Below are 24,915 nucleotides of genomic sequence, written 5' to 3' on the forward strand. Positions count from 1 at the left end.
TATTGAGTTCTCAAACAACAGACACACCCGGCACCACCACGACTTATCCAGTCGAGGATCGCTCCGGAGCAACTTTTCAAACTTACCCGGTTCCGTGGAGCTTTGCAAATCAGCGTTTCCGCGATTTCCAGTTCCACGAGTGGGTCCCCGCCCGTAATTAGCGCGCAAATTTGCGTACCATTTTCAGGCTGTTTATCAGGGGGTCGGTCGCTATCTTTCCGCATCAGCGGCGGCGACTCGAATTACTTTACACGCCGCCGGGACCCCGCACAAATCCACCCCGAAAGCGGTCCTGCGGCCCGGAGAACCCAATAACGGCGGGGAATCCGTCCCCATTCGGATTACCCACTTTGGATTTTCCGGCAAAGCCGCATTCTATGAGCTGGGTCACTGCCGCGGGGTCGCTAGAGCTGGGTCACTGCCTTTTGGTCACTGCCGTTGGGTCACTACTCCGGGAGTAGCTCCTTGCTCCAGAGCACCGCGCCGTTGGCGTTACGCAGGCTGACCGTGAAGACGTCGTCATCGCCAAGGTCCACGTGGCCGAAGTACTGGCTCTCGCCGCTGCGCGGGGACTCGTTGGCGTAGCTGCCGGCCTTGAAGAACTCCCGTTCCGGTCCGAAGGTGCCGTCCAGCGTGCCGGGTCCGAAGCTGCCGGCGTTGATGGGCCCGGCCACGAACTCCCAGAAAGGGTCAAAATCGCGGAAGGCCGCGCGCTCAGGAGAGTAGCGGTGGGCCGCGCAGTAGTGGACATCGGCAGTCAGCCAGACCACGTTCTTCACCCGGTGCCGTTTGAATGCGGAAAGCACCCCGGCGATCTCGAGCTCCTTGCCCAAGGGTGCGCCGTCGTCGCGGTTCGAGAGGGATTCCTGGTCCACGGGCCCGTCCGGCACAATCAGTCCGAGCGGGAGGTCGGCGGCGATCACCTTCCAGGTGGCTTTGGACCGGCTGACTTCCTTGATCAGCCAGTCCGCCTGCTCCTGACCGAGGATGTGAGTCAGCCGGGTTTCCTTGCCGTCTGTGTTGGCGTCCTTGAACGTGCGCATATCCAGGCAGAAAATGTCCAGCTGGGGGCCGCGGGAGATCTTGCGATAGATCCGGGCTGGTTCAAAACCGGTGCTCCCGTCGCGGAACCGGCCGCCCGGCTCCGCGATGGGCTGGTACTCCTGCCACGCCTGGCGGCCACGGGCAGCGAGCACGTCCACGCGGCGCTCGTTGTAGCGGTCATCGCTGAGGAGCTGCCCCGGGTACCAGTTGTTGTGGGTCTCGTGGTCGTCCCACTGGGCAATTACCGGGGCCTCCGCGTACAGGGCGCGGACGTTCCGGTCCATCAGGTTGTAGCGGTGCCTGCCGCGGAACTCGTTGAGCGTCTCGGCCACCTTGGACACCTCCTCGGTGACGAGGTTGCGCCAGATTTTGCCGTCGGGTTCCGTGACCTGCGCGGTGATGGGCCCGTCGGCGTAAATGGTGTCGCCGGAGTGGATAAAGAAGTCCGGGCGGGTCGCGTGCATGGCCGCGTAGCCCCGCATCCCGCCGATCTCCTCGTTGATGCCCCAGCCTTGGCCGGCAGTGTCGCCGCTCCAGACGAAGCTCTGCCGGCGCGGTGAGTCACCCTTGCTGACGCCGCCGCGGCCGGGAGCGGTGCGGAAGGAGCCTTCCGCAGTTTCGCCGGCGTTGCCTTCGGCATCCTCGAAATGCATCGTGAGGGCAAAGCGAGTGCCAGCGGGGAGGTACCGTGCGTTGATCTTGGCGGTGAAGTCCGTCGCCTCGCTGGCGGCACTCCCCCGCAGCACCCGCTGGAAGGCGCGGCCGCCGCGGAGCGGGGATCCGTCGTCGGCGACGGCCAGCAGGCTCGCCACCAGCCGTCCGGGCCCCGACGCGCGGGACCACAGGACGCCGGAATCGGCGGTGACATCACCTGTGGCGATCCCGGAGGGAAGAAGCAGACGGTTCCGGACCAGGGCGACGCCGGCCGGCCTGGCCGCCTGCGCAGTTCCGGGAACGACGGCGGCGGCACCGGCAGCGGCCAGGGCACCTTTGAGAATGGTTCGGCGTGTGAAAGCAGTCATGGATTCATCCTTGACCGCCCGTATGAACCAGCGGCGACGGCGACGTGAACGGCTCAGTGGCCTTGCCGAAACCCGGCTGAATCGATACCCGTCGGAGTCGAAGCGCACGCGGGTTAACGTCGAAGCTCACCCGGGTTAAAGGTTCCCCGAGTCAGCGAGTCCAGCATCAGCGGGAAGGCACTTCGTCCACGAACGCCACCTGGGCCACATATTGCTGGTAGAGCTTCAGCGCGTCGTCTACGGCGATGTGGCCAAAACTCAGCGTATCCTGCAGCCCTTCCAGCTGCGCATTCACCGTCTCTGCTGCGCTGACCCTGTCCGACAACGAATGTGAATTGGCGAAATTCGTGGCCAGCGCCGCGGCGACGGACAGCAGTACGGCAAGGAGGCAAAGAACACGCCACACCACCGAGTCGTCCCCCAGCGAGAAGATCCCCTGCAGTGCCTCGGTGAAGCCCGTGCCTCCGAACGCCGGACCGGCGGTGAGCATGGCGGCCAGGGCACTGCCCACGACGCTGATGTTGGAGAGCTTGTTCCGCCGTGGCCGTTCCCGCCCCAGGTAGGAGCGGACGGCTTGTTGCTTCTGTTCGATGCGGGTGGAAAGCAATTGACGTGTATCCGGTGCTTCATCCATGACCTGCTACCAGCCTCCCTCGCCCATGGCGCCTGCGACCAGAATCCCACCGCCCCTCTTCGGTGTCCAGACTCGACGACGGCTGCTGGCCGGCCTAACGCAGCCACAACGCCATAGGGATCCGATTCGGGGCCGCCGTGTAGGGTTCGCTCGGCAGAGAGCCGGCCGTCCACGGTGCATTCGAGCGCACCTCGGGGGTGTGGCCGTGGCCGTCCTTGAGCACTGCACGGAACGTGGCACCGCCGGAGACAAGCACGATTCCGGCGAGCAGGACAATGAGGAGTGCCATTTTTGATTCACCTCAGGTGTTGTGCGGATTGGATGAATCCAGTCTGTTCAGCAGCCGTGTGAGCAAGCGTGTGAATCTTCCGCTGCCTGCACTGCGACGCCGCCAATCCCCCGGCGTAGCATGAGTCTTATGGCCGAGACGTGGATCCGGCTCCTCGGTCCGCCCGCGATCGAGTCCCCTGACGCCACTCCCCCGCAGCCCAGAGGCCGCAAGGCCTGGGCGGTGCTGGCCTACCTCGCCCTGCAACCGGATGGCACCGGCCGCTCCCGCACGGCCACGCTGCTGTTTCCGGATGCCGCGGATCCGCTGGGCGCCCTGCGCTGGAACCTGTCCGAGCTGCGCCGGTCCCTCGGCGGCGCGTCGATAACCGGGGACCCCTTGCGGCTGGCGTTACTGCCGCCCTGGCGCTGCGATGCCCTGGAGCTCGTCGACTCCGCCACCGGCCCGGACATCGACCTGCGGAAGTTCGACGGCCAGTTGTTGGAGGGCCTCTCCTTCGGGGACAGCCCCGTCTTTGACTCCTGGCTGGCGGACCAGCGGTACCGGCTGGAAAATTGTGTCCAGTCGTTGCTTTATGAGGCGTCGCTGGCTGCCCTGGCCTCGGGCGTTCCCGCTGAGGCCGTCGAGCTGAGCTCGCAGGCACTGCGCCGGGATCCCTTCAACACGGACTGCACCGCCGTCCTGGTGAAGGCCCTGGTGGCGCAGGGCGAGCATCGGCGGGCGCGCGAGCAGGTCAGCAAATTCGAGAACTTGTACCACCGGGAGCTTGGCCTGCCGCTGCCCGCGGAAGTCCGGCGCGCCCTTGCGGATGCCGGTCCAGCTTCGCCCCCCGAGATCCCCGCGAACCTGGCCACCGTACGGTCCTATCTCGACGCCGGCGGCGCGTCACTCTCGGCAGGCGCCGTCGACCGCGGACTCGATCAGCTGCGGCTCGCCGTCGTACTGGCCCAGCGCACCGCTGACCGGCACCTGCTGGCCGAGTCGCTCGTGACGCTGGCCGGGGCTCTGATCCATCAGGCGGGCGGCCGCGGCGCCGAGGTGGCCGACTTCCTGCACCGCGCGCTGTCGGCCGAAGCGCCCGACGGCGTCTCCCGGACTGCCGCTGCCGCCTTCCGCGAGCTTGGCTATTTGTCCGTACAGCGCGGCGTGCCGGACCGCGCGGCCGGCTGGCTGGACCGGGCGATGCAGGCTGCGGAGGGCATCCCGGACGAACAGGCAAGAATCCTGGCCATCCAGGGCATGCTGGCGTCGGACACCGCACACTATGAGGACGCCGTGACCGCCTTCACGGAATCCGGAAGGCTCGCCAGGGCGGTCCGGAACCGCCGGCAACAGGCGTTCAGCGAGGCGCTGCTGGGCCGCGTCCACCTGCTCCGCGGCGAGCTGGAACCGGCGGCCGCCTCCTTGGACCGGGTCCTGGACTGGATCGCGGCGGAACACTGGACCGCGTTCGAACCGTTTGTCGCCGGCATCCGCGGCGAAACCTACCTTGCCGCCGGCAGGCTGGATGCGGCCGCGGCCCTGATTGACCGGTCCTGGGTGATGGCCGAACTGGCCGGCGACCACTGCTATATGGCACTGGCGGCCGGCGCCGAAGCCCGGCTGTTCCTGGCCCACGGCGACCTCGCGGCCGCCGAACACTGGATTGACAGAGGCCTGGAACCCACGCCGTGGTATCTCTGGTACTCGGCCCGGCTGCTGGACACCGCGGCGGAAGTCGCCCTCGCCACGGGCTCGCCCCGTGCTTCCGAGTTCGTGGAGCGTCTGGCTGCGCTGGCCAGCCGCAGCGGCATGCGCGAGTTCGTGGTCCGGGCGCAGTCGCACCGGGCGGTCCTCGGGGATCAGGCCGCCGCCCAGGCCGTACCGTGGCTGGCCAAGGAGATCGACAACCCCGCGTTGACGGCGTTCCTGGCGCAGCGCCACGGTGGTTGAGCAGGTCCGGAGGCGTTTCCGGAAGCCCTGTCCCGCCGTCGTGCACGGGACTAACATGCTCCTGTACCGATGGGGTTACCAGTGTGCTCACTATTGCGTGGAAGGAAATCTGTCATGGAATGCATCACGTGGTTCGCGCCGATCCTGCCCGGGAAACTGGACGAGTGGAAGGCGATGGTCGAGGAGATCAAGGGCCCGCGTTGGGAGGAGCAGGTACGGTCGTGGAAGCGCATGGGCGTCACCCGGGAAGTGGCCAGTCTGATGCAGACGCCGGAAGGGGATTCGGTCTGCCTGTTCCATGAGGCCGAAGATCTCGCGAAAGCGTACCAGACGCTCGCGACGTCGGAGGACCCTTTCGATGTCTGGTTCCGGGAGCAGCTGGTGAGCCTGCACGGGCTGACGGCAGAGATGCTGCAGGGCCCTCCCCCTGCCGAGGTCTTCTTCGACTACCGCGACGTCGGCTGAATGTGACGGCGTCGTACTCGTTCCGCGGCGAGCTGTGGCAGTATCCCGGGGAATCCGCGTGGCATTTCATCACGCTGCCTCCGGACCTGGCCGAGGAGCTCCGGGACGACGCCGCTCCGTTCCGCAAGGCATTCGGTTCGGTCAAGGTAAGCGCCTCCATCGCCGGGCGGCGTTGGTCCACGTCCCTTTTCCCGGACAGCAAGAGCCGCTCGTTCGTCCTTCCCGTCAAGAAGGACATCAGGGCCGCGGCCGGCATCCTCGCCGGAGACGAGGTCGACGTCGAGCTCGAGCTTGGTGGTTGAGCCTGGCGGTGCCGCCGGGACCCGGGCCTCACCCCCCAACTAGCTCGCACTAGTTGTCGTTTTCAGGGCTCAAAACGGCAACAATTGCGAGCTACTTGGGACCCCGAAACAGTACTTCCGGGTTAACAAAAGCAGGGCCCGTCAAAGACGGGCCCTGCTCGAAACCTTGCGGCCCCGGACTCAGAAGAGTTAGTTAGAAACTAAGTCTTAGAGAGCCTGGATGTTTACGGCCTGCGGGCCCTTGGGGCCCTGCTCGGTCTCGAAGGAGACCTTCTGGTTCTCTTCGAGGGAGCGGAAGCCGGAAGAGGCGATCGCGGAGTAGTGTGCGAAGACGTCCTGTGAGGAGTCATCGGGGGAAATGAAGCCGAAGCCCTTTTCAGCGTTAAACCATTTGACGGTACCAGTAGCCATTATTTTTTGTCCTTCGTGAAGGTGGAGGAAAAGTCCCGACTTTCGGGTCCTCCGGTGTGGGGTGTTCAACCGCTACTTCAGAAGAACATGGTCTTTCAACCATGCGTACTGCCTGAACTACGAAACTGCATAAACACAACAACAGGATCAACACTACAGGAGATTCTCGGGGCCCTTTACCAAACCGCCGGAACGGCGGGGCCTTCCGGCCCTGCCCACGGGTTGCTACGATTGCTACGGAGGCAGCCATGACAACCATTCCGCACCGCGAGCTGCGCAACCAGAGCAGCAGGATTCTGGAGCGCGTGAAAAACGGCGAAACGATTGATGTGACGAACAACGGCGAAATCGCTGCCACGCTGATTCCTCCTTTCGCCTCCCCGTTCGAGCGGCTGCTGCTGGCAGGGCAGGTCCGGCCGGCCGTGGACGTCGCCGTTGACTTTCAGAGCCTGCAGCGCGTCCGTCAGGCCTCCGGCACGGCGGAAATCCTAGCCGACCTCCGCGGGGACCGTTGATCATCTACGTGGACACCTCGGCTGTCCTCAAACTGGTGGTGGAGGAGAACGAATCATCCGCCGCCGCCACGTACCTCTCAACGACGGCGGCCCAGGGCGACAAGCTGGTCGCTTCCATGCTGCTCTACACGGAACTTCACTGCGCAGCGCACCGCCGCGATTTTCCCGGCGGGCTGGTCAATTCGGTACTGGGCGGAATCAACCTGGTGGATCTCGCGCGCTCGGACCTCATGTACGCGGCCGCCCTGCCCGGCGGTTTGCGCACCGCAGATGCCATCCACCTCGCGGCGGCCATCCGGCTGCAGACCGACGTCCTCGTCGCCTACGACGCCGGCCTGCTGGCCGCCGCCGTGGACGCCGGCCTCACCGTCCTGTCCCCTGGGGCCGGGTAGCGGGGTCTGAACGTGAAGTAATCCGACCGCCCACTGCTCCTCCACAGAAAATGTCGGCGGTTGAAGGTAGCTTAGGTAGAGGGAAACCGGCCAGACCGGAACCACCGCAACCAAGGACACCATGGACTACTACGCAATCAATTCGCTGCGTGAAAACCACGCCGGATGGTCATTGCTCCGCGCGCAGAACGCTCCGCTGGCGGTGTCGTTTTTCATGACCGCGTTCACCGGGCCGAATCAGCGGAACATCGGCCGCCAGCAGCTCATTGACACCCTGGATGATGTGCTGTTCGGCTTGCGGGATGCTTACGGCGAGGACAAGTTCCCGCGTCCTGCGGCGGAATACCTCGACGACTGGGCCGCACCCGAACGCGCCTGGCTGCGGAAATACTACATAACCGGACAGGACGAGCCCCGCTACGATCTCACGGCCGCCGCCGAGGATGTGGTCCGCTGGGTGGAGAGCCTGCGTGGCAGGGACTTCGTCGCCACCCAGTCACGGCTGACCAGCATCTTCGCCGTCCTCAAGGCCCTCGTCCAGCAGTCCGAGACGGACCCGGAGGTGCGCCTTGCCGAGCTTCAGCGCCAGCGGGACGGGATCGACGCCGAGATGCAGCGCATCCGCGACGGAAACGTCCGGGTCATGAGCGCTCCCGAAGCACTGGACCATTTCCAGCAGCTGACGGCCCTGGCCAAGGACCTGCTCTCCGATTTCCGCGAGGTCGAACAGAACTTCCGCCGGCTGGACCGGCAGGTCCGCGAACAGATCGCCACCTGGGACGGCAGCCAGGGCGAGCTGCTCGCCTCGATCTTCGCCAACCAGCAGGACATCAGCAGCTCCCTGCAGGGCCGGACGTTCCAGGGCTTCTGGGACTACCTCATGTCCCCGCAGCTGCGCACCGAGCTCCGGGACCTGCTGCAGCGGGCCACCCAAATCGAAGCGCTGTCCCGGCTGGACAACCTCCACGCCGTGACCAACCTCCACCAGGACTGGCTGCCCGCCGTCGAGCAGACGCAGGCGACGGTCCGCCAGCTGTCCCAACAGATGCGCCGGCTCCTCGACGACAAGGTGTTCCTGGAGAACAAACGCATCATGCAGCTGATCCGGAGCATAGAGTCCGGCGCGCTGGGCACCCGGGAGGCGCCGCCGTCGGGCGTCTTCATGGACGTCGCCGCGCCGTCCGTGGACGTGGCGCTGCCCTTCGAACGTCCCCTGTATGAGCCCAGCCGGAAGGTGATGGTGGACGACGACGTCGTTGCCGCCGATGACACGGACGTGGACGCGGGCGCCCTGTTCAGTCAGTTCCACGTGGATACGGAGCGGCTCAAATCCAACATCGACGCCGTCCTGGCGCACGCGGAGCAGGCCACGCTCGCGGAAATTACGGATGCGTATCCGCTGTCGCAGGGACTGGCCGAGATCGTTGCCTACTACCAGCTCGCCACCGAGACCGAGTGGGCCGACATCAACCCCGAGGCCACCCAGCAATTGTCCTGGTCACTGCCGGACGGAAGCATCCGCGAGGCGACCATCGACCAGATCATCTTTGGAAGGCCTGCATGAACCCCGCCGACGCATTGGAGACCATGACACCTGAAACCAGGACGCCGGAGGAACTTCCCGGCGTCGTCACCAGGCTGTTCAAAGGCGTGGTCTACGCCGAGGCGGATGAGAAAATCTGGCAGTCGCTGATTGGCTTGGCCTCCCATGTCCGCGACTATGTTGCCGTGCTGGGGCTGGACCTGATTCTCGACGAATCCGAGGGCTACGCGTTCCTGAAGTCGCGTGAGGACCCGGACGGCACCCTCCCCCGGCTGATCCCGCGGCGCCAGCTGACCTTCAACGTCAGCCTGCTGCTGGCCCTACTGCGCGGCCGGATGCTGGAGTTTGACACCAACAGCAGCGAGCTCCGCCTCATCATGACGGAGCAGGACATCGCGGACATGGTCTCGGTTTTCCTGCCCGAGTCCAGCAACGAGGCCCGCATTCTGGACCAGCTCGGTGCCAACATCAAGAAAGTCGTGGAGCTGGGTTTCCTGCGGAAACTGCGCGGACAGGCGGGAACTTACGAGGTGGCCCGCATCCTCAAGGCGTACGTGGACGCGCAGTGGCTGGAGGAGTTCGACGCGCGGCTGGCGGACTACCGCTCCTCGCTCACCGGCACAGGCACCGGCACCGGCACAGAGGCAACGGAGGTGGAAAGCAAATGACCGCTGACACGGAACTGCAGGACAGCCTTTTCAGTCTGGATGAACAAGCGGACGACGCCGGTACTCCCCCGGGCTTCCGGCTGCAGCGTCTGGAGCTGCTCAACTGGGGCACCTTCCACCAGGGGGTCCGGACGTTCCGGCTCGACGGTGCCAACAGCCTCCTGACCGGTGACATCGGCTCGGGAAAATCCACGGTGGTGGATGCCATCACCACCCTGCTGCTTCCGGCGCACCGGATCGAGTACAACAAGGCCGCGGGCGCGCAGAAAAAGGAACGCACCCTGATGTCCTACGTCCGGGGCTTCCACAAGAGCGCCCGCAGCGCCGGGGGTGAATACTCCAAGCCGGTGGCACTGCGCGGGACCGGAACGCTCACCGTGGTGCTCGGCGTCTTCCACAACGCGGTGCTGGGCAAGTCGGTCACCCTGGCCGTCACGCTCTGGGCCATGCAGGAGGCCGGCCAGCCCAACCGCTTCTACTCGCTGGCCGAGTCGGACCAGTCCATCGCGGCGGACTTTGCGAACTTCGGCCAGGATCCGGCGAAGCTGAAAAAGAAGCTCCGCGCCGCGAGTGTGACCGTCCATGACTCCTTCGACCCCTACGCCGCGGCGTTCAAGCGGCAGTTCGGCATCGGCGGGAACCAGGCCATGGAGCTGTTCCACCGCACCGTGTCCATGAAGCAGGTGGAGAACATCACCCACTTCGTGCGCACCAACATGCTCGAGGAAGACGACGTGGCGGCACGGATCGGCAACCTCATCCACCACTTCGACGACCTGAAAAAGGCCCACGACGCCGTGCTGCGGGCCAAGGATCAGATCGGCCTGCTGACGCCCATCAAGGAGGGCTCCGTCCAGCACGCCCGGCTGGCCGGCGAGGATGAGCTCGCCAGGACACAGCGGGACCAGCTGCACCCCTGGTTCACGGACCAGCGGCTGAAGCTGAGCCTGGCACACCAGGCGGAGCTGGCGGGCACCGGCGTCCGGCTGCGGGAGGACGGCAGCAAGCTGTCCACGGCGGTCACCCAGCTGCGCCACGATCTCTCCGCCGTCAAGGAGGACATCCGCAGCAACGGCGGCGGCAGGCTGGCCGCCATCGACGCCGAGGCCACCCGCCTTGCCGAGGAATCACGGACCCAGCGGGCGCGCTTCGAGAACTACACTTCGGCGGCCGCCGGCCTGGGCCTGCAGGTCCCGGAGGACCGGGTCCTCTTCGACGCCAACCGCGCCCGGCTGGCCGAGGTGGAAGCGGAGCTCGGCGAGAACTCCCGCGGGCTGCAGGAAAGCCGGACCGCGCTGACCATCGAGCGGACAACGCTCACCGAGCGCGCCGCCGAGATCGGCGCCGAACTGACCAGCCTGCAGTCCCGCCCCAACCTGCTGCCGCGCCCCCAGCTGGAGCTCCGCCGTCGGCTGTGTGAGGGAACCGGAATTCCGGAGAACGCGCTGCCGTACGCCGGCGAACTGTTGCGGGTCCGCGACGGCGAAGCCGAGTGGGAGGGAGCTGCGGAACGCACCCTCCACGGTTTTGCGCTCTCGCTGCTGGTGCCCTCCGAGCACTATCAGGCGGTGAGCAAGTGGGTGGATACCAACAATCTCCGGGGCCGGCTGGTGTACCTGAAGATCGGGGAATCGCATTCGCCCAAGGCAGCCGAGCCGGGAACGCTGGCGGCCAAAATCGCCATCAAGCAGGGTACGCCGTTCCGCGACTTCCTCCTCTACGAACTCAGCAGCCGGTTCGACTACTTCTGCTGCGAGAACCTGGAGGACTTCCGCCGCTACCCGAAGGCCCTGACCCTCAACGGCCAGCTCAAGGGTGGCCGGGGGCGGCATGAGAAGGACGACCGCCGGGACCTGGCTGACCGGCGCAATTATGTGCTCGGCTGGGACAACCAGGACAAGGTCACCCGCTTCCTCGCCGAACAGGATGAGGTCCGCGGCCAGCTCCAGGGCAACACCGCCCGGCTCGGCAAGGTGGACCACTACCTCGGCGCGCTCGGGAGGCAGAACCAGCAGCTCGGCACGGTCCGTTCCGTGACGGATTTCGCCGAGATCAGCTGGCAGCTCACCGCCCGCCGCATCGAGGACCTCAAAAAGGAGAAAACCGAGCTCGAGTCCGCCAGCGATGTCCTGCAGCAGCTGGCAGCCAGGGAAACGGAGATGTCCTCCCGGCTGGGGCGTCTGGAGGACCAGGCGAACAAACTCCAGCAGCGGATCGGCGCCAATGAGGAAGCGGCCAAGGAGATCGCCGCCGCGATCGAGGAATGCGCTGTCGTGTTGGGTGAGCAGCCGTTGACGGACGACGCCGGCGTGCTGGCCGCCGTCGCAAAGCTCACCGCCGGCGCCCTCGGGGACAAGCCGCTGACGTACAAGAACACCGCGGCGGTGGAAAGCACCGTCCGTGCCGGGCTGACGGACATCATCGACGCGCTGGTCAAACGGATCGCCCGCACGGCGGAAACCACGGTGCGGCTGATGGCTGACTTCCGCAACAAATACCCGAACGAGACCACCGAAATCGACGCCGCCCTCGAGGCCGCCGGGGACTACAACCGCCTCCTGGAGCAGCTGGTCAGCAACGACCTGCCCCGGTTCGAAGCCCACTTCAAGGACTCGCTCAACCAGAACACCATCCACGAGGTGGTGGCGTTCAACGCCTTCCTGGACAGCCGCCGGCAGGACATCGTGAACCGGATCGGCGAAATCAACCTCTCCCTGGCCGGGATTGAGTACAACGCCGGCCGCCACATCCAGCTGGAGCACCAGAACACCACTGACCTGGACGTCCGCCAGTTCGGCATGGACCTGCGGGCCTGTTCGGAGGGCACCATCGGAGACGAGGACCAGTACTCGGAGCAGAAGTACCTGCAGGTGGCGAGGCTGATCGAGCGTTTCCGCGGCCGGGACGGCTACACCACCCTCGACGAACGGTGGACAGCCAAGGTGACCGATGTGCGGAACTGGTTCACCTTCTCCGCCTCCGAGAAGTGGACCGAGACCGGTGAGGAGTTCGAACACTTCACCGATTCGGGCGGGAAATCCGGCGGCCAGAAGGAAAAGCTGGCCTACACCATCCTCGCCGCCGCGCTGGCCTTCCAGTTCGGCCTGGGCTCCGGGCAGGGCGCCGGCAGGAATGCCGGCAATGGCCGCAGCTTCCGGTTCGTCGTCATTGATGAGGCCTTCGGCCGCGGCTCCGATGAGTCCGCGCGGTACGGCCTGGAGCTGTTCCAGCGGATGAAGCTCCAGCTGCTGATTGTCACGCCCCTGCAGAAAATCCATGTGATCGAACCCTTTGTGGCCCACGTCGGCTTCGTGGCCAACATCAACGGCGACGACTCCCAGCTGCGCAACATGACCATCCAGGAATACCGGGACGAACGGGACCGGCGTGCCGGCTGACGCTGCAGCCGGGGAGCGCGGGAAGTGGACTACGCTGGCCGGGCTGCGTTCACTGGCCCGTGCAGCCTGGGACCGGGGCCAGTTGCTGCGCGAACTGGTGGAACCCACCGGGTTGTACCCTCGCCGTCGTTCTTTGAAACGCCCGACGGCGGCCGAATTGCGCAACGACTACGCAGCAGCGCGGGCGTGGGCAGCCGAGCTGTCCGCCGCGACGGGGCATTACAGTCTGGAAACGGTCGACGTCGGCCGCACCACCATTGGGTCCAACCAGCTCCCCGCCGCGGCTATGTTTGCGACGGTGGAGGATGAGATTGCCTTTGCCGGAAAGACGCGGGAATCGGTCCGTTTTCTCGATCTTGTGGCCGGACTATCCGAACTGGATCCCGCCCTGCGCGGCTGGGCACTGAAACGGCCGCTGCAGCTGCTGGGCCTTGGCGGTGCGGCGTTGACGGCAGCTCAGGTGGCGCTCTGGCTTCGGGACAACCCTGCGCCGGGCATCTACGTGCGTCAGTTGAGCCTGCCCGGAGTGCACACGAAGTTCATCGAAAATCACCGGCGGGTCATTGACGAAATGGAGGCCGTGCTGCTTGAGGGTGCGTCGGCGGAGGCTGAGCCGGAGGCGCTCACCGAGGCGTCGGACGTAGCAGAGGATGCGTCCGTCGTAGCAGATGCACCGGACACGGTGCTGGGCGCTGGGGCGGCTCGCACGCCGGCTGCACGGTTTGACCGGCGGCATGGCTTCCTGCACCCGCCCGAGCGCGTCCGTTTTCGCTTGCTGGATCCCGAGACCCCATTGCTTGGCGGCCCTGATGATGTCATGGTGACGGCGGAGGCGTTCGGCGCGCTCCGGCTGCCGGTCCGCACGGTGATCGTTACCGAAAACCTCGTGAATTTCCTGTCCCTGCCGCAACGTCCGCGCACTCTGGCCATTTTCGGTGGCGGTTACGGCTTTCTGGCGCTTCGGGATGCGGGCTGGCTGCGGGACTGCCGAGTCCTCTACTGGGGCGATTTGGATACGCATGGCTTCCGGATCCTCGATCAGCTCCGCGCGGTACATCGGCATGTCGCCAGCGTGCTGATGGACGAAGCGACACTGCTCGCGCACTGCGACGCCTGGGGCAGCGAACCGTCCCCGTCGCGGGCCGCACTGACCAGGCTGACGGACGAGGAATCGATCGTCTACAAGTCGCTGGGCAATGATGACTACGGTTCAGCTGTGCGCCTCGAGCAGGAGCTGATCCGCTGGGACTGGGCGCTGGAGCGGCTCCTGCCCTAACGCTGACAGCGGCCGGTCTGAACATGTACGTCGGCCCCGGCACCAACGGGGAGGACGCCGCCTACAATGGCTACACAGTGGGTAACAGTACCCGTCAAAATTGGTTGAATGCGTTTGATTCATGAAAAGTATTTCTCGCAGATCCCTGATTGCCGCCGGCCTCGGTGCCGGCATCCTCGTCTCATTGCCGGGGGCCTCCGTGACCAGCACCTCAACCGCAGAGGATGCCGGGCTCCGGACAGACCCGTTCATACTCGGCATCGCGTCAGGCGAGCCGTGGCCGGACGGCTTCGTGCTCTGGACCCGGTTGGCGCTCGACCCCCTCGCCGAAGACGGCCTCGGCGGGATGCCCTCCCGCAGTGTCCCGGTGGCCTGGCAGGTCGCCGAAGACGCCGCTATGCAGAATGTGGTGGCCCGGGGCGTTGAATACGCCCACATAGCGAACGCCCACTCGGTCCATGTGGAATTGCGGGCGCTGAAGCCGGGCCGTGAGTACTTCTACCGTTTCCGCAGCGGACGTCACATCAGCCCCACCGGCCGGACGCTCACGAGCCCCGCACCGCATGAGACGCCGGCAGCGCTCGCGATGGCCTTTGCCAGCTGCGCAAAGTATGAGGATGGCTATTTCACGGCCTACTCGCGCCTGGCCCAGGACCAACCGGATCTGGTGCTGCACCTTGGTGACTATATGTATGAGCGCCGCAACGGCAACCGCCTCGTCGCCGGCAGAAACCGCCGCAATCTCGACGGACCGGAGACCGTCACGCTTGAGAGCTACCGTCAGCGCCATGCGCAGTACAAGTCCGACGCCGACCTGCAGGCTGCACATGCGATCGCACCGTGGCTTGTGGTCTGGGACGACCACGAGGTCGACAACAACTATGCGGGCGAAATTCCGGAGGACAGGGACCCGGCCGAGATGGACGACACCGCTGAGCGCTTCCGGCTGCGCCGCGCCGCGGCGTTCCAGGCCTACTACGAGAACATGCCCCTGCGCTCGTCCTCCGTGCCGGCCGGGGCGGACATGAAGATCTACCGCACCATCCAGTGGGGACAGCTGGCCAACTTCCATATGATGGACACCCGCCAGTACCGGGACAATCAGCTTGCCGGCGACGGCTGGAGGAAGAACGTGACCCGGCGGCTGGGCGAGCACCGCACCATCACCGGCGCCCAGCAGGAGAAGTGGCTCCTGGACGGCTTCAAGAATTCCACCCAGCGCTGGGATTTTCTGGGCCAGCAGGTCTTCTTCGCGGAGCGCGACCGCAACCAGGCCGTCAATATCGACGACGTGTCCATGGACGGCTGGGACGGCTACGCGGCATCGCGCCGTCGGATTACCCGGGGCTGGATGGACGCGAACGTGCGCAACGCCGTCGTACTGACCGGGGACGTGCACCGGCACTGCGCCAACGACCTCAAGGTCGATTACAAGGATCCGGCGTCGCCAGTGGTGGGCTCGGAGCTGGTGAGCACGTCCATTACGTCCTCGGGCAACGGTTCGGGTTCCACGGTCGATCCGCCCATGGCGTGGAACCCGCATCTGAAGTTCTACAACAATCAGCGCGGCTATGTGAATACCCGGATCACCAGGGACTCCCTGCAAGCGGACTTTCGGGTGCTGGACTACGTCACGAGGCCGGGATCCCCGGTCAGCACCAAGGCATCATTTCAGATCAACGACGGCGTCCCGGGGCTGCAGCCCCGCGCGTAGCGTCAGCACTGGAGCGGCTCCGGTGGTTGAGCCTGTCGACACCAAGCCTGTCGACGCCCCCGACAGCGGTGCTACGATTGCTACGGAGGCAATCATGACAACGATTCCGCACCGCGAACTCCGAAACCAGAGCAGCAAGATTCTGGAACGCGTAAAGAATGGCGAGACCATCGACGTCACGAACAACGGCGAAATCGCCGCCACGCTGATACCGCCGTCGGTGTCTCCGTTCGAACGCCTGCTGCTGTCCGGAAACGTTCGGCTGGCAGCCAAGAAGGCCGTCGACTTCCAATCGTTGCCGCGCGTTAATGGCAGCGCCAGGACCTTGGAGATAATCGCCGATCTGCGTGGCGACCGTTGATCGTTTACGTCGACACGTCCGCGGCTCTCAAACTGGTGGTCGAGGAGACTGAATCGGCCGACGTTGCTGAGTACCTTACAAGGAGCGCAGCAGAGGGCAACCACCTGGTTGCCTCCATGCTTCTGTACACGGAACTTCACTGCGCCGGCCGGCGTCGCGGCCTTCCGGCCGACGTGATCAATGCAGTGCTGGGTGGAATCAACCTAGTGGATCTGGCTCGCTCGGACCTCATGTATGCGGCCGCACTGCCCGGCGGGCTCCGGAGCGCCGACGCCATCCACTTGGCCACCGCAATCCGGCTGCAAGCGGACGTGCTGGTGGCGTATGACCAGGTGTTGAGTACCGCGGCGGTCGAGGCGGGGATCACCGCGCTGGCACCGGGCGTGTAGGGCTGAAACGACGACGGCGGGCGTACGTCACGTCCGAAGAGGCCGTCGGAGCTCGGCGCGGACATGAAGGTCAGCCGCACCGTGGTCCGCGAAGCGCTGATGCTGCTCGAAGAGCGACGGTCTCATCCGGGCCCGCCGGGGCGTCGGCCGGTTTGTCGCCGACACCCTCCCCCGCATCGGCATCGAGCGGATCCGCCCCTTCGAGGAAGTCCTCGGCGGCCCCGGGCAGCACCTCGAGATCAAGCGCGTCCTCAGGGAGCGGCAGCCCGCCTCAGAGTTCGTCGCCCCCGGCGTGGGCGTGGAGCCCGGCGCCGATTGCTGGCTGTGGGAGTCGGTCCTGATCCCCGGACCCGGTCCTCGTGCTGACGCAGTACGTCAGGCACGCGAACCGGCCCTTCTACCTGGCCAAGTGCCTCATCGCGGCACGCGCCGGGCACCTGTCCGTGATGCAGTCCCTGCAGTCCTGACTGCAACCGCGTTTAAACTTAGGGCTGTACACAACCGACTGCTTTGCATGCGTTCACGCGGCCATGTGCCCAATAGGTGCCCGTGCCAATAATGTTCTCGGCGGTTGATTCGACATTTGCCCGGACCGATGTGTTCGTGGCGCCGGCATGTGAACTCCAGGCAAGCGCGGCAGTGCCTGCGACGATAGGTGAAGCCATTGACGTACCGCTGGCGACGTCATAACCCTGGGAGCGGCCGTTCTGAGTTCCCAGGTAGAACGGGTGGTTCGGGAAGGTCGAGTAAACATTGACCCCGGGCGCTGCGACATCCACCCACTTGGCGCCGTAGGTTGAGAAGGATGCTTTGGCGTCGGTGTTGTCGGTTGCGGCGACGGCAATAACGTTGGGATATGCGCCGGGGTAGATCTGGGCCTGAGTACCGGCGTTGCCTGCTGCGGCGACGATCACTGCACCTGCATTCCATGCGTTGTTGACGGCAGTTTCGAGGGTGCGGGATGAGACGCGCTGTCCAAGGCTCATGTTGATCACCTTGGCACCGTTGCTGACGGCCCAGTTGATGCCGTTTGCAATGCGTGATGAAGAGCCGGAGCCGCTGTCGTTGAGCACTTTGGCATCCAGGATGGTGCAATCCGGGCACACACCGGCAACACCAATCCCGTTGTTGGCGGTGGCGGCAACAATGCCGGCGACGTGGGTGCCGTGGCCGTAATTGTCTTCACCGGTTGCCGCATCACTGAAGTTGGCGCGTGCAACAACCTTTGGTGCGATGTCGGTGTTGTCGCTTGCGACACCTGAATCGATAATGGCGACTCTCGTGCTGCTACCGGTCGTGACGGTCCACGCTTCGACGGCGTCGACATCAGCGTCCGCTTTGCCCGCGGCTACAGTTAGCGTGCTGGCGGTGTTAGTAAATGATTGGCCATCGTTTTGCAGAGCATACTGGTGAGGGAAATACGGGTCAGCTGTAGCGGCAGTAACGAGCTCGTCCGGCTCGGCGTACTCAACTGCCGGGTTGCGGCTTAAGGCGTCGATGAGCTGAAGTTCCTTACCGGCCGGTACTTTGATGAGGTGCGCGCCGGTGCTGCCGATACTCGCGCCGTCGCTGAGGCCGTGCTGGCGTAGTACGCCGGCAGCTGCGCGATCGTCGTGGAATTTAACCATGATTTGCCCCGCGATGGGTGATGACTGGGCCGCCGCGTTGCTCGTGGTCACTGCGTTGCTTGGGGCTGCCAACGTGATTGTGCCGCAGCTTATGACTACCGCCGCGAAGCTAGCTATAACGATTCTTTTCATGAGGAGCATCTTGCTTCAATCTGCACTGTCTAGATAGTGGCAGCCGGCAAATTACGTGTCGACTGTCCCCCATGAAGTGTTGCGTGACCGGGCACTCCGACGAGCTCCCGTTGGGCCTGCGGGACCGGATGGTCCGCGGCGAGCAGTTCCTGCCGGTGGCTTTCCTCGAGCACGCTGGACATGGTGACGTCCAGCGGCACCAGGGTCACGCGCTGGGCAGCGACGCCCATGGACCGGCCGTCAGGCTGGAACAGGAGTTGATCCACTGGGATTGGGCGCTTGAGCGGCTCAGGCCTCAGCTCCCCACGCCGTCAGCCAAGACGCCCGCCGCGCCGCCCGGCGCGGGTCCCCTTAAGCCGCCCGCCGGGCTTTCAGCCGCACCCGCCGGCGAGAACCGGCTGAGGTAGCCCAACCTCGAGCTGCGCACATGGGCGCCCATGCCCCGCTCCGCCTCTTTGGAGTTCCCGGCGTCAATGGCGGCCATGATGGTCCGGTGTTCGCTCCAGGAACTATTTCCCCGGGAGTCGACGTCGGAAGCATAAAGCCATTCGATCTTCCCCGAGATCTGGCGCAGCAGCGCCGTCAGGGACGAGCTCCGGCTGAGCTCCGCGATGCCAAGGTGGAAGCGGATGTTGAGTTCCGGCAGCAGATCAATCCGCCCGTCTGCAATGGCTTGGTCCCCCGCTTCCAACAGCGCGGCCAAATCCTTGCGGGTTTTCCACCAGGCCGGGTCCGGGCCGCCCGCGGCAAACTGCGCCGCCGCATTTTGCGCGGCACGCCGTGCGGTGGCGGATTCCAGGGCTTCGCGGACGGCGAAGAGGTCGTCGGCGTCGTCCACGGGGATGGCAGAGACAGTTGACCCGGCAAAAGGCTTCGATTCAACGAATCCCTCCACTTCCAGCGCCCGCAGGGCCTCCCGGACCGGCACCCGGGAGATGCCGTACTTCAAGGCCAGGGCCGTTTCGGTGATGCGGCTACCGGCCGGCAGCACGCCGAAAATGATGTCGCGCCGGATCTCGTCTTGGACGCGCTGTCGCGGGGCAGGATCCCCGCTATCTAGCGAATGCTGCACCGGGTATCGCTCCAAGTAGTTCTCGTGTGTAGTCGGCCTCGGTGGCCAGGAAGACCTGGTCCACGCTGCCTGCTTCCACCACTTTGCCGGATTTCATGACCACCACATTGTGCGCAATCTGGCGAACCACCGCCAGGTCGTGGGTAATGAACAGGTAGCTGAGGCCCAGCCTATCCTGCAGATCCCCCAGCAGATCCAGGATCTGTTCCTGGACCAGCACATCAAGCGCCGAGACGGCCTCATCACAGATGAGCACTTCGGGTTCCAGCGCCAGGGCGCGGGCTATTGCGACGCGCTGGCGTTGCCCGCCGGAGAGTTCATTGGGACGGCGCTGGGCGAGCGTGCGCGGCAGCGCCACCTGGTCCAGGAGCTCACCCACACGCTGCCGCCGGCTTTCCGGATTCCCGACGCCGAAAATCCGCAGCGGTTCGTCGATCAGCCGTTCAATGGAGTACGTGGGATCGAGGGATCCGTACGGGTCCTGGAAGACCGGCTGGACGATCCGGCGCAACGCCCGCCGGGCCCGCACATCCTTGGTGGCGAGGCTGCCGCCGTTAATCAGCGACTCTCCCCCCGAAGCCGTCTCCAGGCCCAGGATGATCCGCGCCACCGTGGTCTTGCCGGATCCCGATTCGCCGACGATCGCGGTGGTGGTGCCGCGGTCAACGGTGAAGGAGACATCGTCCACGGCACGGACCACCCCGCCGCGCTGGCCGCGCAGCCTGAATTCCTTGGCGAGGTTGCGGACCGTCAGGACCGGCTCCGGTGCGGCGCCGGGGAACAGCTCCGCCGACACTCCGGCGCCGGGCAGGAGGCTTGCCGACGGCGCCGCGGCGACGAGGCGGGCCGTGTAGTCCTCCTGCGGGTCCAGCAGGATCTCCCGGGGCGAGCCGGTTTCCACGATCCGGCCGTCCGCCATCACGATGATCCGGTCCGTGCGGTCGGCCGCCAGGCCCAGATCGTGGGTGACGAACAGCAGGGACGTGCCGCGGGCATCCACCAGGGTCTGCAGGTGGTTCAGGATCTGCCGCTGCACCGTGACGTCGAGCGCGGACGTCGGTTCGTCCGCGATCAGCAGGTCCGGCTCACCGGCGAGGGCGATCGCGATCAGCACCCGCTGGCGCATGCCGCCGGAGAACTCGTGCGGAAACTGCCCGTAGCGGCGTCCGGCGTCGGGGATGCCGGCTTCCGCCATGAGTTCGACGGCGCGTTTCTTGACCGCCGCCCGGCCGCGCAGCCCGTTGCTGGCCAGCGCGTCGGCAATCTGGGCGCCCACTTTCATGGAGGGGTTGAGATTGGACATCGGGTCCTGCGGCACCAGGCCGATGCGCCTGCCGCGGATGGCGCGCATCTCCTTCCCGGTGATGTCCGCCAGGTCCGTGCCGTCGAGCAGGATGGACCCCTGGGAGATCCGGCCGCTGCCGGGGAGCAGGCCCAGGATGGCGCCGATCACGGTGGACTTGCCCGAGCCGGACTGGCCCACGATCGCCACCCGCTCGCCCTTTTTCAGGTCGAAGCTGACGCTGTCCAGCACCGGGGTGCCGCCGTAGCTGACCTCCAGGTTCCGGACCGCGAGCAGCGTGTTCTCGTCATTCCTAGCGCCCTGCTGCATAGCCCTGCGCTCCTCTCGGGTTGGCGGCGGCCTTCAGGAGGCCTGTTTCGGGATCGGACACCACACAGGAGAGCCGGCCGAGGGCCCAGTCCCCCGCGCGGCTGACCACGTGGCCACGCCGTTCCAGTTCGTCGATGACCTCGTCCCCGAGGCGGTCCTCCACCACGGCGCCGCCGGGAGTCCACGTCCGGGGCCAGAAGGATCCAGGAATGGACGTGGTGTGCAGCGCGGGAGCATCCACCGCCTCCTGCGGCGAGTACCCGCCCACCAGGGTCCGCAGCAGATAGAGCAGCTGCCACTGGTCCTGCTGGTCACCGCCCGGGGAACCCAGCGCCGTCACCGGTTTGCCGTCCTTGAGGACCAGCGTGGGCGTTAGCGTGGTGCGCGGCCGCTTTCCCGGGGCGAGGGTGGACGGTGCGCCGTCTTCCAGCCAGGTCATCTGCAGCCGGGAGCCCAGGCAGAAGCCCAGCTCCGGAATGGCGGGCGAGGACTGCAGCCAGCCGCCGGACGGGGTGGCGGAGATCATGTTGCCCCACTGGTCCACCACATCGATATGGCAGGTGTCCCCGCGGGTTTCCCCGGTGGGCATCACCGTCGGTTCACCGACGCCGGCCAACATCGGCTCGCCCCGGCCGGAGCGCGACGGCGGCCGGTACTCCGTCCGGAGCGGCGGCACGAACGGCTCGTGGCCGGGCACGGTCCCAGGGCGGAACTCGTGCGAGGCCCGTTCCGTGATCAGTCCGCGGCGCTGCGCCGCGTACTCCGGGCTCAGCAGGTAGTCCATCGGCACGGAGGCGTCCCCGTAGTACGCCTCACGGTCGGCGATGGCGAGTTTCTGCGCCTCCAGGATGGTGTGGGCGCCGAGGGCCGTGGAGGGGTCCAGGTACTCGTCCGGGAAACCGTCCAGGATGGCGAGCGTCTGCAGCAGCGCCGGGCCCTGCCCCCACGGGCCGGTCTTGGCGATGGTGTGCCCGCGGAATTCAAAGGTGGTGGCGGAGTCGTAGCCGGCGCGGCAGGCCGCAAAGTCCGCTTCCGTGATCACCGCGGCGTGGTCCATCCCGGAGGAATGACGGTGCGGCGTGGCCAGGAACGCGACGGCGGCCTTCGCCACGAAGCCTTCGCTCCATTCGCGGCGGGCGGCGTCGATCCGGGTTTCGCGCGAGTCTGCCCCGCCGGCAGACGCGGAAGCCCCGGCGGCGATCAGCCGGTCCAGGACGTCGGCGTAGGCGCCGTTTTTGACCAGATCACCCCCGGCGGGGATCTTGCCGTCCGGCATCCACAGCGCGGCCGACGTCGGCCAGTGCTCGGTGAAGAGCTCCGCGACGGAGGCGATGGTGCTGCCCACCCGGTCCACGATCGGGTGGCCGTCCCGGGCATAGCCGATCGCGAAGGAGAGCACCTCGGACAGTTCCCAGGTGCCGTGGTCCCGGAGCAGGAGGAGCCAGGCGTCGACGGCGGCGGGAACGGCGGCGGCCAGTCCCCCGGCGCCGGGCACCAGTTCCAGGCCCTCGGCCAGGTAATGCTCCCGGGTCGCGGCGGCGGGCGCCGGGCCCTGTCCCATCAGGACCACGGGGTCGGACGGTTCGGCGGCGGTGACGAAGACGCCGGTCATGTCCCCGCCGGGGCCGTTCAGGTGCGGTTCCACGACGTGCAGCACGAAGGCGCCGGCGACGGCGGCGTCGAAGGCGTTGCCGCCGCGTTCCAGCACGGCCTGGGCGGACGCCGTCGCCAGCCAATGCGTGGAGGCGGTCATGCCGAAGGTGCCCTGCAGGGATGGGGCGGGTGGTGAAGGAGTCTGCGGGTGTGTAGGTCATGGGGCTACTTTCGGTTCGAGGCGGCGGGGTCCAGGGCATCGCGCAGGGCGTCCCCGAAGAGGTTGAACGCCAGGCAGATGACGGCGATGCCGATGCCCGGGATGATGGCCGCGGTGGGGGAACGGAAAATGTACTGCTGGGCGTCGGAGAGCATGATGCCCAGGCTCGGCGAGGGCGGCTGGATGCCCAGGCCCAGGAAGGACAGCAGGGCTTCGCCGATCACGGCCACCGGCATGATCACCGTGGCCTGCACGATCAGGGCCGAGGCGGTGTTCGGCAGGACGTGCTGGAAGATGATCCGCCCGCCGGAGGCGTCCATGGTTTTGGCCGCGAGGACAAAGCGCCGGGCGTTGAGCCTAGGCGACGGTCAGTTCGCCCATCCGGCCCCAGCCGTCCGCGCCGATTTTTTCGCTGATGATCTGCGGGGTTTCCACCAGGGCCTGCGGCATGTCCTTCATGGCCTGGGTGAAGTGTTCGCTGTTGACGTGGTCGCCGGCGGCGTCGTCCTGGAACGCCTCGACCAGCACGAATTCATTCGGGTAGTCCACGCTGCGGGACCAGTCGAACCACAGGTTGCCGGGTTCCTTGCGGGTCGCTTCGGTGAAGTCGCGGGTCAGGTCCAGCCAGCGGTCGGTCCAATCCGGCTTGACATTGAATTTGACGACGATGAAGATCATCGGGTTCCTGCCTTCCAGCGGTGGTGTGGGTACCAGAGAAGTCTGCCCCGGATGAGCCGTCCGCCCAAGCGGGCCATCGCGGGGTGGGAACGCGGGCTACTGGGAGCGAGTTGCAACTGCGGCCCGGGTTGCACCGCCTTGAACCGCCTGATGTGCCCGGGGGTTGCCCTGGCTCCATCGGTTCACACCAATTCAGGTGCCTGCTGAGCTCTCTACCAGATGCCTCGAAGTCGCCTCTGCCGCGGGTGGGACCGGTGGGCCGTCCGGGCAGGCTTCCCGGCGGATCCGGGACCCCACAGCACGGCCTGCGGCCATCGAGAGCCGGTGGGCGGGCTGTTCCACGTAGCGGTAGAACAGCTCGGCGACCACGAACGAGGCTGCCACGGAGACCGCGAGCGCCAGCGGAAGCGAGACTGACCTCAGCAGTGTGACGCCGGCCAGGATGATCGGAAGGTGCACCAGGTAGAGACTGAAGGACACGCGTCCCAGCCATTGCGCCGCGGCTGTGTCGCCGAGCTTCTTGGCCGACTTGCAGGACACGAACAGCAATACGATCAGCGTCGCACCGACTGTGACAACGGCCTCGACGCCGGGGATCGGCTGCTCGGGGCTGATCCATTCTGCGTTGGCCAGGAAGAGACCCGCGGCGGCCACGAAGAACCAGGCGAAGCGCGGCCAGGATTGGGTCAGTTCACGGATCCGCTCACGTTCGGCGCCAAGGATCGCCCCGATGGCGAAAATCGGGAGATAGGACAGCCAATCCAGGTCTTGCACCGCTCCCACCACGGCCAGCAGCAGGGCAATGCCGATTTTCACGTGCCAGAAGCGTCTCCACCGGAGGGCGATGAAGACGTACGCCGGGAGCAGGAGGGAGAACGCGACTTCCCATTTGAGGGACCACAGCGGAGTGTTGATGGTGCTCGCGTTCAGCAGGAGCAGCGCGTCCTTGAAGACCTGACCCACGCTTGGGTCGATCACGTACATGTCCGCCCAGGGGCTCTGCGACGGCGACGCCGACCGGGGAATGATCGTAATCAACGCAACAGCCACCGCCAGGGACGCCCAGGCCGGTAAGTAAAGGCGGAAAAAACGCTTGGCGTAGTACGGCGCCCAACTGGCGACCGCGCCCGGCCTGGTGAACGGCAGGACCAGGACGAAACCGGAGAGCACAAAAAAGACGTGGACCGCCGGAGTGCCATTCCAGAGGACGTGCAACGGAGAGAAAACAGCCCACATCTCCGCAGTGTTGAGCCCCACGGAACGGTTGCCAGAGACAACACTCCCGAGTCCCGGGAGGGTTGACAGTACATGGCAGGCGACAACCACCAGGGCGGCAATCCCTCTGAGGCCATCCAGCTGAGTGACTCGTGTTTGACCAGACTGATACCGCATCAGCCCTATGTTACCAGTCCGTTACATTACCCGGCGGCTGCCCGACGGAGCCGCTCGGCCTCGGTGCCCCGCCGCTAAGCTCCAAGGATGCGGCACCTCACGATCGCTGTCTACGCTATGGCGCGGACGACGAACTCGACGTCTGCGAAGTCGGTGGCGGTCGTGGGTGTCTCGGTCGTGGTCAAAGGGGCAGTCGAACGCGTGGCGGGACCGGCTGCGCGAGTACTGCCCGG

General features: G+C 66.0%; 22 protein-coding genes and 2 pseudogenes. 12 read left to right on the top strand and 12 right to left on the bottom strand.

Annotated features, from left to right (window positions below; all coding sequences use genetic code 11):
- Nucleotides 1-446: 446 nt before the first annotated feature.
- The 3 genes from ACVWZ8_RS02545 to ACVWZ8_RS02555 form a co-directional block, all read right to left on the bottom strand.
- Entirely contained in the window at nucleotides 447-2,066 is a 1,620-nt protein-coding gene (locus ACVWZ8_RS02545; RefSeq protein ID WP_456503681.1) for an alkaline phosphatase D family protein, read from the bottom strand.
- Between the two features lie 166 nt (nucleotides 2,067-2,232).
- Nucleotides 2,233-2,700 (bottom strand): hypothetical protein, encoded by a 468-nt coding sequence (locus ACVWZ8_RS02550; RefSeq protein WP_426976403.1) that lies wholly within the window; start codon nucleotides 2,698-2,700, stop codon nucleotides 2,233-2,235.
- Nucleotides 2,701-2,794: 94 nt separating this feature from the next.
- Nucleotides 2,795-2,989, bottom strand: coding sequence for a hypothetical protein (locus tag ACVWZ8_RS02555; protein WP_456503682.1), 195 nt, complete (start codon nucleotides 2,987-2,989; stop codon nucleotides 2,795-2,797).
- Nucleotides 2,990-3,118: 129 nt separating this feature from the next.
- On the opposite strand from ACVWZ8_RS02555, the gene ACVWZ8_RS02560 reads away from it, so the two are divergent.
- The 3 genes from ACVWZ8_RS02560 to ACVWZ8_RS02570 all read left to right on the top strand — a co-directional run bounded on the left by ACVWZ8_RS02560 (nucleotide 3,119) and on the right by ACVWZ8_RS02570 (nucleotide 5,688).
- The gene (locus tag ACVWZ8_RS02560) at nucleotides 3,119-4,921 is read left to right on the top strand and encodes an SARP family transcriptional regulator (RefSeq protein WP_456503683.1); all 1,803 of its coding nucleotides are present in this window, start codon (nucleotides 3,119-3,121) and stop codon (nucleotides 4,919-4,921) included.
- A gap of 114 nt (nucleotides 4,922-5,035) precedes the next feature.
- Complete coding sequence (locus ACVWZ8_RS02565) at nucleotides 5,036-5,386, top strand: hypothetical protein (protein ID WP_456503684.1); 351 nt, start codon at nucleotides 5,036-5,038, stop codon at nucleotides 5,384-5,386.
- A gap of 2 nt (nucleotides 5,387-5,388) precedes the next feature.
- The gene (locus ACVWZ8_RS02570) at nucleotides 5,389-5,688 is read left to right on the top strand and encodes a DUF1905 domain-containing protein (protein WP_456503685.1); all 300 of its coding nucleotides are present in this window, start codon (nucleotides 5,389-5,391) and stop codon (nucleotides 5,686-5,688) included.
- A gap of 207 nt (nucleotides 5,689-5,895) precedes the next feature.
- Here the strand turns inward: ACVWZ8_RS02570 and ACVWZ8_RS02575 are convergent, their stop codons facing one another.
- Nucleotides 5,896-6,099, bottom strand: coding sequence for a cold-shock protein (locus ACVWZ8_RS02575; protein WP_024365339.1), 204 nt, complete (start codon nucleotides 6,097-6,099; stop codon nucleotides 5,896-5,898).
- A gap of 248 nt (nucleotides 6,100-6,347) precedes the next feature.
- Between ACVWZ8_RS02575 and ACVWZ8_RS02580 the strand changes: the two genes are divergently transcribed.
- From ACVWZ8_RS02580 to ACVWZ8_RS02620, 9 genes are all read left to right on the top strand, one after another.
- Nucleotides 6,348-6,614: a type II toxin-antitoxin system Phd/YefM family antitoxin gene (locus ACVWZ8_RS02580; protein WP_456503686.1), complete on the top strand. Its 267-nt coding sequence runs from the start codon at nucleotides 6,348-6,350 to the stop codon at nucleotides 6,612-6,614.
- The gene (locus ACVWZ8_RS02585; protein ID WP_456503687.1) at nucleotides 6,611-7,006 is read left to right on the top strand and encodes a type II toxin-antitoxin system VapC family toxin; all 396 of its coding nucleotides are present in this window, start codon (nucleotides 6,611-6,613) and stop codon (nucleotides 7,004-7,006) included. Before ACVWZ8_RS02580 ends, ACVWZ8_RS02585 begins: the two co-directional genes overlap by 4 nt.
- Nucleotides 7,007-7,127: 121 nt before the next feature.
- Nucleotides 7,128-8,570 (top strand): DUF3375 domain-containing protein, encoded by a 1,443-nt coding sequence (locus ACVWZ8_RS02590; RefSeq protein ID WP_456503688.1) that lies wholly within the window; start codon nucleotides 7,128-7,130, stop codon nucleotides 8,568-8,570.
- On the top strand, nucleotides 8,567-9,217 hold the full coding sequence (locus ACVWZ8_RS02595) for a DUF4194 domain-containing protein (RefSeq protein WP_456503689.1): 651 nt from the start codon (nucleotides 8,567-8,569) through the stop codon (nucleotides 9,215-9,217). The genes ACVWZ8_RS02590 and ACVWZ8_RS02595 overlap by 4 nt, the downstream gene beginning before the upstream one ends.
- Nucleotides 9,214-12,615 (top strand): ATP-binding protein, encoded by a 3,402-nt coding sequence (locus ACVWZ8_RS02600; RefSeq protein WP_426976390.1) that lies wholly within the window; start codon nucleotides 9,214-9,216, stop codon nucleotides 12,613-12,615. Before ACVWZ8_RS02595 ends, ACVWZ8_RS02600 begins: the two co-directional genes overlap by 4 nt.
- On the top strand, nucleotides 12,605-13,891 hold the full coding sequence (locus ACVWZ8_RS02605; RefSeq protein WP_456503690.1) for a Wadjet anti-phage system protein JetD domain-containing protein: 1,287 nt from the start codon (nucleotides 12,605-12,607) through the stop codon (nucleotides 13,889-13,891). Before ACVWZ8_RS02600 ends, ACVWZ8_RS02605 begins: the two co-directional genes overlap by 11 nt.
- Before the next feature lie 121 nt (nucleotides 13,892-14,012).
- Nucleotides 14,013-15,605 carry an alkaline phosphatase D family protein gene (locus ACVWZ8_RS02610; protein ID WP_426976388.1) on the top strand — a complete coding sequence of 531 codons (1,593 nt, stop codon included), beginning with the start codon at nucleotides 14,013-14,015 and terminating at the stop codon, nucleotides 15,603-15,605.
- Nucleotides 15,606-15,699: 94 nt separating this feature from the next.
- A complete protein-coding gene (locus ACVWZ8_RS02615) occupies nucleotides 15,700-15,966 on the top strand; it encodes a type II toxin-antitoxin system Phd/YefM family antitoxin (RefSeq protein WP_426976387.1) in 267 nt (88 codons plus the stop codon).
- Complete coding sequence (locus tag ACVWZ8_RS02620; protein WP_456503691.1) at nucleotides 15,963-16,355, top strand: type II toxin-antitoxin system VapC family toxin; 393 nt, start codon at nucleotides 15,963-15,965, stop codon at nucleotides 16,353-16,355. Before ACVWZ8_RS02615 ends, ACVWZ8_RS02620 begins: the two co-directional genes overlap by 4 nt.
- Before the next feature lie 485 nt (nucleotides 16,356-16,840).
- Here the strand turns inward: ACVWZ8_RS02620 and ACVWZ8_RS02625 are convergent, their stop codons facing one another.
- The 8 genes and pseudogenes from ACVWZ8_RS02625 to ACVWZ8_RS02660 form a co-directional block, all read right to left on the bottom strand.
- Complete coding sequence (locus tag ACVWZ8_RS02625) at nucleotides 16,841-18,034, bottom strand: S8 family serine peptidase (RefSeq protein WP_456503692.1); 1,194 nt, start codon at nucleotides 18,032-18,034, stop codon at nucleotides 16,841-16,843.
- A gap of 110 nt (nucleotides 18,035-18,144) precedes the next feature.
- A complete protein-coding gene (locus ACVWZ8_RS02630) occupies nucleotides 18,145-18,381 on the bottom strand; it encodes a hypothetical protein (protein WP_426976384.1) in 237 nt (78 codons plus the stop codon).
- Nucleotides 18,382-18,410: 29 nt separating this feature from the next.
- A complete protein-coding gene (locus ACVWZ8_RS02635) occupies nucleotides 18,411-19,187 on the bottom strand; it encodes a GntR family transcriptional regulator (protein ID WP_456503693.1) in 777 nt (258 codons plus the stop codon).
- Nucleotides 19,168-20,799 carry a dipeptide ABC transporter ATP-binding protein gene (locus ACVWZ8_RS02640; protein WP_456503694.1) on the bottom strand — a complete coding sequence of 544 codons (1,632 nt, stop codon included), beginning with the start codon at nucleotides 20,797-20,799 and terminating at the stop codon, nucleotides 19,168-19,170. The genes ACVWZ8_RS02635 and ACVWZ8_RS02640 overlap by 20 nt, the downstream gene beginning before the upstream one ends.
- Nucleotides 20,783-22,613: pseudogene (locus tag ACVWZ8_RS02645) on the bottom strand (gamma-glutamyltransferase family protein). Before ACVWZ8_RS02645 ends, ACVWZ8_RS02640 begins: the two are co-directional and overlap by 17 nt.
- A gap of 4 nt (nucleotides 22,614-22,617) precedes the next feature.
- Nucleotides 22,618-22,947: pseudogene (locus tag ACVWZ8_RS02650) on the bottom strand (ABC transporter permease); the annotation flags it as partial.
- A 22-nt stretch (nucleotides 22,948-22,969) separates the two neighbouring features.
- Nucleotides 22,970-23,290: a putative quinol monooxygenase gene (locus ACVWZ8_RS02655; protein WP_456503695.1), complete on the bottom strand. Its 321-nt coding sequence runs from the start codon at nucleotides 23,288-23,290 to the stop codon at nucleotides 22,970-22,972.
- Nucleotides 23,291-23,482: 192 nt separating this feature from the next.
- Nucleotides 23,483-24,682 carry an acyltransferase family protein gene (locus ACVWZ8_RS02660; protein ID WP_456503696.1) on the bottom strand — a complete coding sequence of 400 codons (1,200 nt, stop codon included), beginning with the start codon at nucleotides 24,680-24,682 and terminating at the stop codon, nucleotides 23,483-23,485.
- Nucleotides 24,683-24,915 lie beyond the last annotated feature (233 nt).

Source organism: Arthrobacter sp. UYCu723 (genome assembly GCF_054059215.1).

Coding starts and splice junctions, on each gene's coding strand:
- ACVWZ8_RS02545 (WP_456503681.1), bottom strand. CDS start 2,066: ATGACTGCTTTCACACGCCGAACCATTCTCAAAGGTGCCCTGGCCGCT.
- ACVWZ8_RS02550 (WP_426976403.1), bottom strand. CDS start 2,700: ATGGATGAAGCACCGGATACACGTCAATTGCTTTCCACCCGCATCGAA.
- ACVWZ8_RS02555 (WP_456503682.1), bottom strand. CDS start 2,989: ATGGCACTCCTCATTGTCCTGCTCGCCGGAATCGTGCTTGTCTCCGGC.
- ACVWZ8_RS02560 (WP_456503683.1), top strand. CDS start 3,119: ATGGCCGAGACGTGGATCCGGCTCCTCGGTCCGCCCGCGATCGAGTCC.
- ACVWZ8_RS02565 (WP_456503684.1), top strand. CDS start 5,036: ATGGAATGCATCACGTGGTTCGCGCCGATCCTGCCCGGGAAACTGGAC.
- ACVWZ8_RS02575 (WP_024365339.1), bottom strand. CDS start 6,099: ATGGCTACTGGTACCGTCAAATGGTTTAACGCTGAAAAGGGCTTCGGC.
- ACVWZ8_RS02580 (WP_456503686.1), top strand. CDS start 6,348: ATGACAACCATTCCGCACCGCGAGCTGCGCAACCAGAGCAGCAGGATT.
- ACVWZ8_RS02590 (WP_456503688.1), top strand. CDS start 7,128: ATGGACTACTACGCAATCAATTCGCTGCGTGAAAACCACGCCGGATGG.
- ACVWZ8_RS02595 (WP_456503689.1), top strand. CDS start 8,567: ATGAACCCCGCCGACGCATTGGAGACCATGACACCTGAAACCAGGACG.
- ACVWZ8_RS02600 (WP_426976390.1), top strand. CDS start 9,214: ATGACCGCTGACACGGAACTGCAGGACAGCCTTTTCAGTCTGGATGAA.
- ACVWZ8_RS02610 (WP_426976388.1), top strand. CDS start 14,013: ATGAAAAGTATTTCTCGCAGATCCCTGATTGCCGCCGGCCTCGGTGCC.
- ACVWZ8_RS02615 (WP_426976387.1), top strand. CDS start 15,700: ATGACAACGATTCCGCACCGCGAACTCCGAAACCAGAGCAGCAAGATT.
- ACVWZ8_RS02640 (WP_456503694.1), bottom strand. CDS start 20,799: ATGCAGCAGGGCGCTAGGAATGACGAGAACACGCTGCTCGCGGTCCGG.
- ACVWZ8_RS02655 (WP_456503695.1), bottom strand. CDS start 23,290: ATGATCTTCATCGTCGTCAAATTCAATGTCAAGCCGGATTGGACCGAC.
- ACVWZ8_RS02660 (WP_456503696.1), bottom strand. CDS start 24,682: ATGCGGTATCAGTCTGGTCAAACACGAGTCACTCAGCTGGATGGCCTC.